The organism is Flavimaribacter sediminis (assembly GCF_019492055.1).
Taxonomy (GTDB): domain Bacteria; phylum Pseudomonadota; class Alphaproteobacteria; order Rhizobiales; family Rhizobiaceae; genus Flavimaribacter; species Flavimaribacter sediminis.
The window spans coordinates 15,119-29,788 of sequence record NZ_JAICBX010000007.1 but is presented as its reverse complement, the minus strand read 5'-3'; the positions used below and the strand labels follow the sequence as shown (position 1 = coordinate 29,788).

General features: G+C 62.0%; 6 protein-coding genes. 2 read left to right on the top strand and 4 right to left on the bottom strand.

What is annotated here, in order from left to right:
• Positions 1 to 9: 9 nt before the first annotated feature.
• Complete coding sequence (pyc, locus tag K1W69_RS25440; RefSeq protein ID WP_220231297.1) at positions 10 to 3,474, bottom strand: pyruvate carboxylase; 3,465 nt, start codon at positions 3,472 to 3,474, stop codon at positions 10 to 12.
• A 130-nt stretch (positions 3,475 to 3,604) separates the two neighbouring features.
• On the bottom strand, positions 3,605 to 4,348 hold the full coding sequence (locus K1W69_RS25435; RefSeq protein ID WP_220231296.1) for a helix-turn-helix transcriptional regulator: 744 nt from the start codon (positions 4,346 to 4,348) through the stop codon (positions 3,605 to 3,607).
• Positions 4,349 to 4,569: 221 nt separating this feature from the next.
• Here K1W69_RS25435 and K1W69_RS25430 point away from each other — a divergent pair, with 221 nt between their 5' ends.
• Positions 4,570 to 5,745 carry a lytic murein transglycosylase gene (locus K1W69_RS25430; RefSeq protein WP_220231295.1) on the top strand — a complete coding sequence of 392 codons (1,176 nt, stop codon included), beginning with the start codon at positions 4,570 to 4,572 and terminating at the stop codon, positions 5,743 to 5,745.
• A 329-nt stretch (positions 5,746 to 6,074) separates the two neighbouring features.
• Here K1W69_RS25430 and pbpC read toward each other — a convergent pair whose 3' ends face one another.
• On the bottom strand, positions 6,075 to 8,171 hold the full coding sequence (gene pbpC / locus K1W69_RS25425) for a penicillin-binding protein 1C (RefSeq protein ID WP_220231294.1): 2,097 nt from the start codon (positions 8,169 to 8,171) through the stop codon (positions 6,075 to 6,077).
• The gene (locus tag K1W69_RS25420) at positions 8,168 to 13,612 is read right to left on the bottom strand and encodes an MG2 domain-containing protein (protein ID WP_220231405.1); all 5,445 of its coding nucleotides are present in this window, start codon (positions 13,610 to 13,612) and stop codon (positions 8,168 to 8,170) included. Before K1W69_RS25420 ends, pbpC begins: the two co-directional genes overlap by 4 nt.
• Positions 13,613 to 13,866: 254 nt before the next feature.
• On the opposite strand from K1W69_RS25420, the gene K1W69_RS25415 reads away from it, so the two are divergent.
• On the top strand, positions 13,867 to 14,649 hold the full coding sequence (locus tag K1W69_RS25415) for a VOC family protein (protein WP_220231293.1): 783 nt from the start codon (positions 13,867 to 13,869) through the stop codon (positions 14,647 to 14,649).
• The last annotated feature ends 21 nt before the right edge of the window (positions 14,650 to 14,670 follow it).

Below are 14,670 nucleotides of genomic sequence, written 5' to 3'. Positions count from 1 at the left end.
CCCCGGTTCCTACTCGGCCGAGGCGTAGACGATCAGCAAATCCTTGGCGTCGATCTGGTCGCCGGAGGCTACCAGAACCTCCTGCACTGCGCCGTCACGCTCCGCATGGAGCGCGGTTTCCATCTTCATCGCTTCGATGGAAAGGAGCACGTCGCCGGCCTTGACCTCCTGACCTGCGGTCACAGCCACCGAGGAGACGACGCCGGGCATCGGCGCGCCGACATGGGCCTCGTTGGTCGGATCGACCTTTCGGCGTTGCGCCGAGGCCGCAGCGCCGTGGACGCGGTCGGGAACGAGGATACGACGCGGCTGACCGTTAAGTTCAAAGAACACAGTGACCATGCCCTTCTCATTCGGCTCCCCGATCGCAAGATTGCGAACCACAAGGGTTTTGCCTTTTTCGAGGTCAACAAACATCTCCTCACCGGCCGGCAGACCGTAGAAATATGTCGGCGTCGGAAGGATGGACACAGGTCCGTAGGTCTTGCGCGCGTGCGCGTAGTCGGTGAACACCTTCGGATACATGAGGTAGGATGACAGTTCGTATTCGCTGACCTCGCGCTCGACGAGATCCTCGACCGTCTTGCGCTCCGCATCGAGATCAGCATCCTCGAGCAGCGAACCGGGACGTTCCGTGTAGGGTTTGTCCGATTTCAGTATTTTCTTCTGCAAGGCCTCCGGCCAACCGCCAGGCGGTTGCCCGAGGTCGCCGCGCATCATGGAAACAACAGAATCGGGGAACGACACGTCGCGCGCCGGATCTTCGACATTCGCGACGGAAAGATCCTGTGACACCATCATCAGCGCCATGTCGCCGACAACCTTGGACGACGGCGTCACCTTGACGATGTCGCCGAACATCCGGTTGGCGTCCGCGTAGGCCTGGGCCACTTCGTGCCAGCGTGTTTCGAGGCCGAGCGAGCGCGCCTGTTCCTTCAGATTGGTGAACTGTCCACCCGGCATCTCGTGCAGGTAGACCTCCGAGGCCGGTCCTTTCAGATCGCTTTCGAAGGCGGCGTACTGCGAGCGCACCGATTCCCAGTAGAAGGAAATGCGCCGTATCCATTCCGGATCGAGTCCCGGATCGCGTTCCGTGCCGCGCAATGCTTCGACGATCGAGCCAAGACAGGGTTGTGACGTGTTGCCGGACAGGGCGTCCATCGCCGCATCGACGGCGTCCACGCCGGCCTCGACGGCAGCGAGAACCGTAGCGGCCGAGATGCCGGATGTATCATGTGTATGGAAGTGGATCGGAAGGTCTGTCGCTTCCCGCAGCGCTTTGAAGAGCGGCGCTGCAGCGGCCGGCTTCAGTAGCCCGGCCATATCCTTGACGGCGATTATATGCGCGCCCGCATCCGCGAGTTCCCGGGCAAGATTTACATAGTATTTGATGTCGTATTTCGGCCGCGCCGAACTCAGGATGTCTCCCGTGTAGCAGATCGCCGCCTCGCAGAGCTTGTCCTCCTCGCACACCGCGTCCATCGCCACGCGCATATTCTCCACCCAGTTCAGGCAGTCGAATACGCGGAAGAGATCTATGCCGGCGGTTGCAGCCTGGCGTACGAAATGCCTGACAACGTTGTCCGGATAGTTGGTGTAGCCGACGCCATTGGCGCCGCGCAGAAGCATCTGCAGAAGGATATTGGGCGCGCCTTCGCGAATGAGTTCCAGCCGTTCCCAGGGATCCTCGGTCAGAAACCGCATCGATACGTCGAAGGTCGCTCCGCCCCAGCATTCGAGCGAAAACAGTTCCGGCAGGGATCGCGCATAGGTTCCGGCGATGCGGGCGATGTCGTAGGTGCGCATGCGCGTCGCCAGCAACGACTGGTGGCCGTCCCGCATGGTGGTGTCGGTCATCAGGATGCGATTTTGCGCCCGCATCCATTCAGCGAATTTTTCCGGACCGAGCGCGTCGAGTTTCTGCTTGGTTCCGTCCGGAACCTCGCCGTCGGCGAAGGGAACCTGCGGCGGCGCGGTTTCCGGCGGCGTTGCGCGACCGCGCGCTTCGGGATGTCCGTTGACCGTGACGTCGGCGATATAGGTGAGAAGCCGCGTCGCGCGATCTCGCCGGCCCACATGCTCGAAAAGTTCCGGCGTCGTGTCGATAAACTTCGTCGTATAGCTGTTGTCGCGAAATTTCGGGTGGGCGATGATGGCTTCAAGGAAGGTCAGATTTGTAGCCACCCCGCGGATACGGAACTCCCTGAGAGCACGATCCATGCGACTGATCGCCTCTTCCGGCGTCGGCGCCCAAGCGGTGACCTTTTCCAGGAGGGGATCGTAGAAGCGGGTGATCACCGCGCCGGAATAGGCGGTTCCGCCGTCGAGCCTGATGCCGAACCCGGTCGCGCCGCGATAGGCGGTGATCCGGCCATAGTCCGGAATGAAATTCTGTTCCGGGTCCTCGGTCGTGATCCGGCACTGCAGGGCGTTTCCGTTGAGCTTGATATCGTCCTGCGCGGGAACGCCGGAGCCCTCGGAGCCAATGGCGAAACCATCAAGAATGTGAATCTGCGCCTTGACGATGTCGATGCCGGTGACTTCTTCCGTCACCGTGTGTTCGACCTGGATGCGTGGATTGACTTCAATGAAGTAGAAGGCCCCGGTGTCCGAATCCATCAGGAACTCGACCGTGCCGGCGCCGATATAGTCGGTCGCCTTGCCGATCGCGATTGCGTATCCGGCTATTTCACTGCGCTGCTCATCGGTGAGATAGGGCGCCGGCGCGCGCTCCACGACCTTCTGGTTGCGCCGCTGGATCGAACAGTCGCGCTCGAAGAGATGCACGACGTTGCCGTGGGTGTCGCCAAGCAACTGCACTTCGACATGGCGCGCCCGCTCGACCAGTTTTTCCAGATAGACCTCGTCCTTTCCGAACGCCGCCTTCGCCTCCCGCTTGGCTTCCGTGACCTCGCGGGCGAGATCGTCGGCCGATCGAATGGCCCGCATGCCGCGCCCGCCGCCGCCCCAGGACGCTTTCAACATGACGGGATAGCCGATCTCCTCGGCCATGCGGGCGATTTCGTCCATGTCGTCGGGCAACGGGTCCGTCGCCGGAACCACCGGCACGCCGACCTCCATGGCGAGATTGCGGGCGGCCACCTTGTTGCCCAGGCGACGCATGGTGTCCGGCGTCGGACCGATAAAGACGATGTCGGCCTCGGCGCATGCTTCGGCGAATTCCGGACTTTCGGACAGAAGTCCGTAGCCTGGATGGATTGCGTCGGCGCCGGAAAGCCTGGCGACGCGAATCATTTCCTCGATCGACAAATAGCTTTCGATCGGCCCCAGATTCATCTCGAGATGCGGACCGCGCCCTACCTGGTAGGACTCATCGGCCTTGAACCGGTGGAGCGCGAGTTTGTCCTCTTCCGCCCACACAGCCACGGTTTGCAGTTCCAGCTCGTTGGCGGCGCGGAAGACGCGGATGGCAATTTCCGAGCGGTTGGCGACGAGAATTTTCGAAATCGGCAAGAGGACTGCTCCGTATCCAGACATAACCGCGCCTTGTGGCGCATCGACCATTAAGCCACGGACACGGTAGGTAAAGTCAAGAAATTTTTGCGTCGCAATATTTTTCGCTGGGCAAATTTGCCCTGTAATATCAGGAAATAAGCCCGAGGCGAAATGCGATCGCAATCGTGTGGTGGCGGTTCTTCGCCTGCAGTTTTTCCTGCAGCGAGCCCGTATGCCAGTCCACCGTATGCCGAGACAATTCCAGTTCCGACGCGATCTCGTTGGAAGTCAGACCTTCGCCGAGAAAGGCCAGGATCTGCTTTTCCCGCACGGTGAGATGCGGATCGGTGTAGGACGGCGTTCCCTCGTCTGATCCCGCCAGTTCCTGCAGGCGCCAGAAGGCGTATTTCGCCAACGTGTCGAATGCTTGCAGTTCACTCGTTTTGAGTTCCGCCGCCCGACCACTGAGGCTTATATTGCCGACCAGACCGCCCCGGCCGTGTACGGGAAAGGCGTATCCGCCCTCAAGTCCGTGCTTGAACGCGTCGAGCATCATTCTCTGCATCCGGCTGTAGTCCGGGTCGGAATGGTAGGCGAGGATCGCATCCGCCCAGTTGAAGCCGACCTGCGACCGGCCCATGTAGCGGACGATAGGATCAACAAGCACATAGTTTCTGGAGAGATACCGTTCCGGCCATCCATCGGGCCAGCGGCCGGCTAGAACCTGACCGATGAGATCGCGTGAAAACGCCGGATGCCGAACGATGACATAAAATCGGATATCGAAGGCGTTCATAACCGCGTCGAGGCCAGCGATCACCTCGTTGACCGTCTCGATATCAGGTAGCTGCGCCGTGAATTCCGTGAGGGTAGCGAGTCTAGGTGATGTCATTATTCACTTGCTTGTGTTTCATTCCAGCCCGCCGGCGCAATACTGGGCCCAGGCGATGCGAACTACCAGTCTGGACAACAATCTAATCTCATATTTTACTGTCCGGTTAAAATGACAGGTAGGCTACGGTTCCAAGCAAATCCAGTTGTTTCTCTTCATGGATCCTTATCCTGACGCTATCGGGACGCGACTGCTTCTGCTATTCTCATCCCATGATAAAATTGCGTCTGCTTCTTCATGCTTTGACTGTTCTCGCGACCACGCTGACTGTCTTCGACATCGCCGCGGCGAAACCGAAATTCGAAAATTATGTCGAATCGCTCTATCCGGCCGCGGCCGCCGCTGGCGTGAGCTGGGACACGTTCCACGCCGCCACCAAAGGCATGACGTATGACGGCAAGCTCGTCGGCCTGACCAAGTCGCAGCCGGAATTCAAACGGTCGATCGGGCAGTATCTCGACAAGCGCGTCACGTCGGGCCAGATCAACAATGGCCGCGCAAAGGCCAAAAAGTATCAGCGCACGCTGGATAGCATTGAACGCAAATATGGCGTCGACCGCTACGTGCTCGTTTCCATCTGGGGCATGGAAACGAATTATGGCGGCTACATCGGAAAGAGCGATACGCTCAGGTCCATCGCGTCGCTCGCCTACGCCGGCTATCGCAGGGAGCTCTTCGAGAAGGAATTCGTCAACGCCCTCCTTGTCCTGCAGACCGAGAAAATGAGCCGAAGCCAGATGCGCGGGTCCTGGGCCGGCGCGGTCGGCCAGACCCAGTTCATGCCGTCCAGCTTCATCGAATACGCGGTCGACCATTCCGGAGACGGCAAGCGCGATCTGTGGTCCAGCGAGGCGGATGCGCTGGCCTCGGCAGCCAACTACCTCAAGCAGAAAGGCTGGAAGCCCGGCGCGCCCTGGGGCTATCAGGTGACGCTGCCGAAGAACATCGACCTGACAAAGGCGGACGACAGTTTTGCTGGCTGGACCCGGCGCGGCGTCGCGCGCACGGACGGCAAGCCCCTGCCGTCGAAGGGCGACGCGACGCTGTTCTTTCCAAGCGGCGTCGAAGGCCTCGCCTTTCTGGTGACCGACAATTTCTTCGTCATCAAGGAATACAATTTCTCCGACGCCTATGCCCTGGCGGTCGCGCATCTCGCCGACCGGATCGCCGACCGGACGCCTTCCTTCAGCGGAACCTGGAACGTCGAGCGGCCGCTCAACAAGGAAGAGCGGGTCGCCCTTCAGCATGAACTGAAGAAGATGGGCTATCCGGTGCCGCGGACCGACGGCCGCGTGAACTTGCCCATGCGCGAAGTCATCCGCATGTACCAGGCCCGCAACGGCATGACGCCGGACGGTCATATGGACGAGGACGTTTACAACGCGGTGTTCAACTGACGCCTGCCTGTTGACTTCAAAAATTTAGTAATAAAATCATGTATTTACAATATTTTTCCGGTGCGACAGCGACCTGGAGGAACATTCTGGCTTTGTTTCGGGATTTCGACAAACCGGGGCTAAAATCCAATCTGGCTTTGTTTCGGGATTCCGGCAAATCACAGTCAAAACTCAATCTGGCTTTGTTTCGGGAATCCGTGATTTTCGGGTTTGGTCGTCGTGAACCGCGCGAATTTCAAGCCCTGCGCGACACAGTTGGTATAGCACATTCAGCGTAAAAATGCAGCTGCGAATTCACGCTTTGTTCTGAGCGCCAACCCGCCGCCAAATCACTCCACGAAGACATCGACCCGCGCCGTGCGTCCTGCTGCGTCGATGACCAGGATGTTCGCGCTGCCCGGTCCGTCAGGCATCCAGGTCAGATCTCGTCGCCGACCCGGCTCGTCAAGCGGGCGGCCATTTGCGAGCCAGCGGAACGGCGGGCGTCCGCCCTGCAACTTGACGATCAGAGGACTGTAGGCCCGCCGACCCTGACTGAGCGCAATACGGGCGCCGGCTGGCGGATAGGCGATGTGCGGAGCCGTCTCTACCGCGCCCCTCGAAGCCGCCGCTTCGCCGGCGCCGCGATAGAACCGCATGGCCGGCGGCAATTCCTGGCGCGCCAGATGCACCGCGCCGGCCGGCGCCGGCGTGAAAGCGGCATGATCGACGCCTGACCTGACAAAGGCGTCGAAGAGAACGGGAGCGGCGGCAGTGAAGCCGGTCAATCCGGGCACTGCGCCATTGTCGGGCCGGCCGACCCAGACGCCGATCACGTAACGACCGTCATAGCCGATCGCCCAGGCGTCGCGATAGCCGTAACTGGTGCCCGTTTTGTAAGCGATATCGACATTGGCGGAACCGGCCGGCGGCGCCAGTTCGCGCAGAATATCGGTGACATGCCAGATCGCCGGCGCTTCCATGAGGGGACCGTTTCCGGAGCCCGGCTGCACGGGGTCAACGCCATTATCCAGCGGCTGCAGAGCACGGCCGGGCGCGACCGCAAGTCCGCAATAGAGCTGCACAAGATCCTTCAGGCTCATGCCGAGACCACCGAGACCGACCGAAAGGCCTGGCGCCTCCTCTCCGCTGAAACTGTAGGCGGCGCCGGCGCGACGCATCATTGCCGTTAGCCGCTGCGGCCCGACGCCTTCGAGCAGGCGCACCGCGGGCACGTTCAGCGACATTTGCAGCGCCCTGCGAACCGTGACGTCGCCCTGGAATGTCATGTCGAAATTCTGCGGGCGATAGCCGCTGAAATCGGCCGGCCTGTCGGCAATGACCGTTTCCGGCATGACGAGACCTTCCTGAAACGCCAGACCGTAGATGAAGGGTTTCAAGGTCGATCCGGGCGACCGCACAGCAGTCGTCATGTCGATCCAGCCGTCGCGGCTTGCATCGAAAATATCGGCGGAGCCGACTTCCGCCAGCACGGATCCGTCGCGGCTGTCGGCCATGACGATCGCGACCGAGATATTCGGGCCAATGCGTTTGGCCGCGCCGGCGGCAAGGCTCTGGAGCCGCTGTTGCACCGGCCGTACGAGACTTGTCGATATGCGAACCTTGTCAGGCGCGCCCTGCAATGCGCGACGGGTAAGATGCGGCGCAAGCGCCGGCAGCGGATGTTTGCGCGCCCTGTATTGCAGACCGGCCACCCGATCGCGCTCGCCTTCGGCGATCAGTCCGGTCATGGCGGCCCTCTCGATGACCCTCAGACTGGCGTCGCGCGCACGCTCGGGAAAGCGGTCCGGGCGTCGTGTTTCAGGCGATTGCGGCAACGCGACAAGCAGCGCCATTTCCTCAAGCGACAGGCCGGCCGGCTCTTTCGAGAAATAGGAAAGCGACGCGGATCGCACGCCTTCCAGATTGCCGCCATAGGGCGCCAGCGTCAGGTAGAGCTGCAGAATCTCGGTCTTGGAAAGGCGTTTCTCGAGCTGCAACGCCCGCGCCATCTGCAGGATCTTCGCGCCGACGGTCCTGTCCGGCCGCGGCTCGAGCAGGCGCGCCGTCTGCATGGTGATGGTCGATCCGCCCGAGACAATCCGTCGGTGCAGCGCCATCTGCCAAAGCGCGCGACCCATGGCGAGAAGATCGATCCCCGGATGACGGTAGAAACGCCGGTCCTCATAGGAAATCAGAAGATCGATGAAATCGGGATCGACTTCGGAGAGAGTAACCGGCAACCGCCAGCGCCCGTCCGGATTGACAAAGGCCCTGAGCAGGCGGCCGTCGCGATCCGTAACCGCGGGCGACAGTCGATCAAAGCCGGCGAGCGGCGGCGGGTAGGTTTTGTCCAGCCAGATCGCCGCCGGCCAGGCGAGAAGCGCCAGAGCAAGCGCGCAAGCGCTTGCGAAACCGGTCCAGCGTATGAGCCTGCCCGGTCTCATTGGCCAGCGCCCTTGACCTCCATCCACCGCGTCGCCGTGCGGGCGGAATACTCCGGCCGGTACATGTCCTCCACCTGAGCCGCCGGATGGGTGTAGAGGCCAGGCGAGACGGCGCGCACGACATAGGCCATCCTGAATACTTCGCCGGCTTTATATCCGGTCTCAAAGGCGGCTGCGAAACGATCGTCGCGGAACTCCGTATGCGCCGCCTTGGTTTCTCCGAGCCAGGAGAAGCCGCTGAGTTGCGCGCTGTCGACAAGCCTTGGATTGTCGATTTCCAGTCCCGCCGGAAGCAGATCCGTCACGATGATCTGGGCCGGCAGCGGATTGTCCTTGGCGACGGTGATCACAGCGACGAAACGCTGGTTTTGCTCCACCTGATCAATGCTGACCGGTTGGCCTTCAAGATCGTAGTAACCACGCTCAATTTTGTAACCATTGCCGGACGCTGATGGCGGCTGGACCGGCGCTGCTACAGCCGTCACCACCGCATTGACAGGTTCGGTCCCGGTATTTTTGATCCGCACCGGATTGACCGCCAGCTCCTCGCCGTCGATTTCTGCGCGATAACTGCCTCCATGGGCGACGCCATCGACCTCCAGAGACAGATCGGCGTTGGTTTCCTGAACGGCGCGGGCTGCAAGCAGCATCCAGGCCTGCTCCTGCGTGGACTGGGCGGGCTTGCGCCTCTGACCGTCCGATACGAGCTTGATCATGTCTCCGATTTCCGCCGGGGCGGGCCGACTTTCACCGGCGAGCGCCAGCATTGCCGCGTCATCCCGAAGCGGCGAAGCGTACCAGGAAGTCTGACGGCTCGCCTGTTCGACGCCAGAGGCCAGGAACCATGCCGAATCGAACGCTCTCGCCGACCGTTCCACATCGCCATAGATGGAAAGCGCCGCAGCGATCTGCGCCCGGGCCATGGCCGAACTGAAATCGCCAATGCGGGTGTCGGCGTAGTAGCGCAGGTCGCCAGCCGAAGCGCGCTTGTTGCGGGCCAGCACATAGAGCGCATAGGCGATCGAGTCGCCGTCGTCTTCCAGATCGTTGGTGTAGGAGAGCCGGTTCTGGAGATTGTCGAGCGACAGGCGCATGGCCTGATCCGGCACGTCATATCCGGTTTCGACCGCGCGCGTCAGGAAATCCGAGACATAGGAATCGAGCCACAGGTCTCCCCCGCCAGGGCCCCAGAGGCCGAAACTTCCTCCCGCCGACTGATAGGAAAGAACGCGGGCGATGGCTTTCTCAACGCGCTCGCGCACGCCTTCGTCGCGCAACAATGATTCTGGCGCATCAAGTTCGCTCAGATAGAGAAGCGGCAGGGCGCGGCTGGTGGTCTGCTCCGCGCAGCCATAGGGGTACCGATCCAGCGACATGAGAAGCGCGGGCACATCGATCCCGGAACCGGACACGTCGATGGTCACTGTCGCGCCCTGCAGGTAACTTGCCGCGAGCAATTCGCTGTCGATGACCGCCGAACCGCCATTGGCGGCAAGCGGCAACTCCATGCGCGTCGTCACGGGCAGCACGCCCGGCCGCACCCCAAGCTGCTCTTCATGCACCAGGTTCAACCCGTCAGGCCCGCTCAGATGCACGACGATATCGGAGACGCCCGGACGAACCGCTTTCAGACCGGCGATCAGCGTCGTCTTTTCGCCTTGCGCCAATTCAATGGTCTCGGGCAGTTCTGTTGTGTCGAGTTCGATCGCCTCGCCGACATCAACCAAAATCGTGTACGGACCCGCGGGGCCGTCCGTGTTGGCGAGATCGATCCGCAATTCCGAGACGTCCTCCGGAGCCAGGAATTTCGGCAGGCTGGTGGTAATGACAACCGGATCGCGGACGATCAGTTCCCTGTTCGCCTGGCCAACGCCGGCGGCAGTCCACGCGACCGCCATCAGCTTCAGCGTGCCGTTGAATTGAGGGATGGTGAAATCGACCTTCGCCTCTCCGTTCTCGTCGGTCTCGACAATACCTGAGAAAAGCGAGACCAGCTTCTGCTTTGGCGGGCTGCCCTGTTGCACCATGCCCGGCCCGTCGCCGCCCGTGCGAATGGCGCCCATCACGCCCTGGGAGCCATCAATGAGCCGGCCGAACAGATCCCTGATCTCGATGCCGAGACGGCGCTGGCCGAAATACCACGCCTCAGGGTCCGGCGGCTCGTAAGCCGTAAGATTGAGGATGCCGACATCGACAGCCGCCAGTGTAAACCGGGCCTCGCCCGCGCCGGCGCCTGAAATCTTCACCGGGACGCTGAGCGTCTGGTCGGGTCGAATCATGTCCGGAATATCAAGAGCGACGTCGAGAACCCGGTCGCCCGGATCGATCGTCAGCCACTTCACTCCGATCGCGCGAGACGGCAATCGTGTTTCGACATCTTCGCCCGGGCGGAAGAGGGTGACAGTCACATAGGCGCCGGCGCCCCAGTCGTCGCCGACCGGCAGATCGACCACCGCGCCGTCGGCCGGAACCGACGCCGTCAGGACTTCGCGCATGCGATCATTGGCGACCGTGATCAAAGCGACGCCCGCAAAGCGCGGCGAAATATTGAGCTTCGCCGTCTGGCCCGGCTCGTAGCTTTCCCCGTCGAGCGCGATTTCCAGCCCGTCCGGCGTTTCGGTGGAGGCGGCGCTGACATACCAGCCGGCAGTGAACTCGACGCTGGTCGCAGGGCCCATGGCGTCGTCCGTTTCCAGATCGAGCCGGTAACGGCCCCAGCCGACCGGAACGGAAATTTCCGACACCGCATCCGCTGACAGCGCAATTCGGCCATTGTCGACATCCTTCGTGAACTCGACCGGTTCGTAGCGCCATCGCCCGCCCGCCGAATACCATTGATAGTGTCGCTCTATCCGCTTGAGCGACCATGACACGTCGCCAAGCGCCTGCCGGACGCCATCGGGAGCGAATGCGGCGACCTGAAAGCCGGCGACGGTGTTTTCAGCAAGCTTACCGTTCGCGAACTGCGGACGCACGCCAATCATGACATCGGCTGGCGCAACCGGCATCGAGGCGTTGCGCTCGACCGCCCGGCCGCCGCTTTCGCGCATCCTTACGGTCAGATCTGCGACGAGCGGACGCGTCGTTGCAGGAAGCCCGGACAAGGCAATGTCCACCGTTCCCTGCCCTTGCGCATCGAGCGGCGCCGGCTGATTGACCGGAATCTGCGCAGATATGTCGTCTTCTTCTGCGAGGCCGAACATGAAACCCGGCGCATCGGCGCGTTCACGAACCGACCTGACCTTCAGATCTGCCTCGAGCGCCAGACCGGAGGCTGGCGCGCCATAGAGATAACGGCCGTCGACGCCGACTTCCGCCAGTCCGCCTGGCTCAATCGGCGCTGCAGGCGCGTCGAGATCGAATTCGATCCTGTCGGGTCGGAAATCCTCGACCAGGAACATTTTTTCGGAAAGCGCAGGTCCATCGGGGTCGGAATGGATACCCACCGTCCAGGCGCCGTGCATGGCGTTTTGAGGAAGATCAAGATCCAGTTCGTATCCGCCCGCCTGGCCGCCGGTCTCCACAATACGTTGCGACTCCTTGCCGTCCGGACGCGTCACGATGAATGTCAGCGGCAGGTCGCCGATTGTGGCGGCCGTGTCGTCACGGGCCAGCGCCGCCAGGTGGACAGTCTCACCGGCGCGATAGATGCCGCGTTCCGTCCACGCATAAAGATCGATCGGCCCGGGCGACGGACGGCCGGTGACGCCGCGATCCGAAAGATCGAATCCGGCGCGCGTCAAATCGAGAAAGACAAAGTCTTCACTGCCGTCCGCGGCAGTCAGGACGGCAGGCGCCAGCCCCGCCTGTCCGCGCACGTAACCGGAGGGGAAATGCGCCCTTCCCTGATCGTCAGTGACCGCTTCGCCCAGCACCTCGTTGTTGCGGGCAAGCAGTTGCAGGGTGACGCCCGCCGATGGTTCGGCGGTCGCCAGGGACCGCGCGAAGACCGACATTCCGTCCGCGCCCGTATAGGTCGACAGTCCGATATCGGAGACCACGAACCATTGCGTCGCCCGGTCCGACCAGTTGTCGAGTTGCGCATCCTTGGCCGTTGCCGTCATGACGTAGACGCCGGGGCGCCGCTCCGGCAAAGCCTCGTCGACCGGAAAGCCGGTGATGACCTCCGCGTTCAGCTCCGGGCTGACGTCAAGCGTCCCTTCCCAGACCTGTTCACCAAGATCGTCGCGTATGCCGGAGGCGTCATAGGCGTCGAGCTGCCGCAGGAACTGCGATCCGGACAAAAGCGACGCCAGGGACCGATCGCCGATCCTGTAAAGCCGGATCTCCACTTCGGATGTATTGACGCTGACGACGGGAATGCCGTGACGGGCCGAATTCGGCAGCACGAAGCTGTCGCCTGTAAAGCGCACCGAAGGCGCACGGTCACGGACATAGGCGTTGATGACAATCGGGCGCTCAAGCACCTCGCCGACAGCGGCGGGCAAGCCGGGCCGCAGGGTGAGGCGGTATTCGCGGCCATGCTCCAGGCCTTCGACGCAGACTTCGTTGCCGCTTGCGTTGATCGCTGCTGCGGACTGACCGTCAACGGTGACGAAGGAGGCGTAATCGACGCCGGATTTGACGAGAGGATCCGAGAGCCGCACACAGATTCGCCCGGTTCGGCCATCAGCCTCGACGACGTGTTCGACGACCCGGAACCCCTTGCGGGCTTTCAGATCCTGAAAATCGGCAAGCACCTGCTGCGAATCGACCAGCGCCAGGCTCTCCTTGTAGGATTCCAGGGCCGCGCGATACTGTTCGCGGTTTTCCAGGGCCTTGGCCAACAAATCGAGCGCCTGCGCGCGCTCCGTCGCCGTGCGCGTCAACTGATAGGCGTTCAGCGCGGCCGCCGTCGCCGTCTGCTTGAGCTGCCAGTCATTGGAGCCGTCGAGATTCAACTTGTCCGCGGCCGCCCGCGCGAGATCGAGCCAGCTCGAAATCGAGTCCGGCTGATGCGACAACGCCGCTTTCAGGTTTGCGATCGCGGGCTGATAGTCGCGGGCCTGCATCTGACGCTGAGCGGCGGCGACAAGTCGTGCAAAACCGGCGTCGCTGCGCGGCAGCGTGGCGCGAAAGCGGCTCGCCTCCTGAACATAGCCCTCGGGCAGGAAGGAAAGGACAGCGGCCGGCCCGATATCGGGTTCCGCGGCCACAGTCACCACCCGGCCGGAAACAGCGCCATCGAAGGACTGCGCCTGACTGAAATCGGACTTCAGGAAACACCATCCTGCGTTGGTGTTGTAGGTGAAAGCCTTGCAGCGTCCGTCAGCCAGACAAACGGACTTGCACTCTTCCAGCGTCACGTCGCGTTCGGTGCGCAGGTCGTGACCGAAGAAATCCTGGTTCTCAAAGGTCTCGATCCGGCGCTCATCGGCGCCGAAGGCGCTCGTAGCGCCCACGGGCGTCAGGACCAGGAGAACAGCCGCCAGCGCCAGCATCGGCGATCGCCGGTTGCGGAAGAAACGCAAAATCCGGCTTCGGGAAACAATTGGCTGCCCGCTCATAAAATCCTCCATACGTCCTGTAACAATATTTCAACAGCAGCAGGAAATCGGGTTGATTTCAAGGCAACATCTTTCGAAACCATGGATATACAGTCCCCGTCCTTCCGTTTGACATAATCTTTTTATGTTGATATCAACCTTTTTAGCAGAGCCGCCACGGGGCGCGGACAGGAGCGAAGGAGAGTTCCATGGAGGGATCATTCGTCTGGTACGAGTTGATGACGACGAATACCGAGGCGGCGACGCGTTTCTACACGGACGTCATCGGCTGGCAGGCGAAGCCGATGGGGCAGACGCCGACTGGCGGCGACTATACGACGTTCTCCATACCCGGCTACGAAATGCCGACCGCCGGCATGCTGGGATTGACGCAGGAAATGCGGGACGGCGGCGCCCGGCCGGCGTGGTTCGGCTATGTCGCCGTCGACGACGTCGACGCCAAGGCGGCGCTCTTCGCGGATAATGGCGGAACCATCCACATGCCCGGAACGGATATTCCCGATATCGGCCGCTTCGCCATGGTCGCCGACCCGCACGGCGCCGTAATCTATCTCTTCAGGCCGAACATGCCGGAAGGACCGCTTCCCGATATGCCGAAAGAGACGGAGCAGGGCGCTGTCGGATGGACCGAGCTTTACGCCGGCGACGGCCCGGAGGCGTTCGACTTCTATGCGACAATGTTCGGCTGGACGAAGGGCGAGGCGATGGACATGGGCGAGATGGGCGTCTACCAGCTTTTTGCCCATGACGGAAAAGACATTGGCGGCATGATGACGAAGACGCCGGACATGCCGGCGCCGGCATGGGGCTACTATTTCTGCGTCGATACGCTGGACGCCGCTGCAGATCGCGTCACCGCGGGCGGCGGAGCGATCCTGAACGGACCGATGGAGGTTCCGGGCGGCTCGTGGATCGTCAACTGCATGGATCCGCAAGGAGCCGCCTTCTCGCTCGTTGCGCCCAAAAGGTAGGATCAAAGGCAGGCGTGGCCG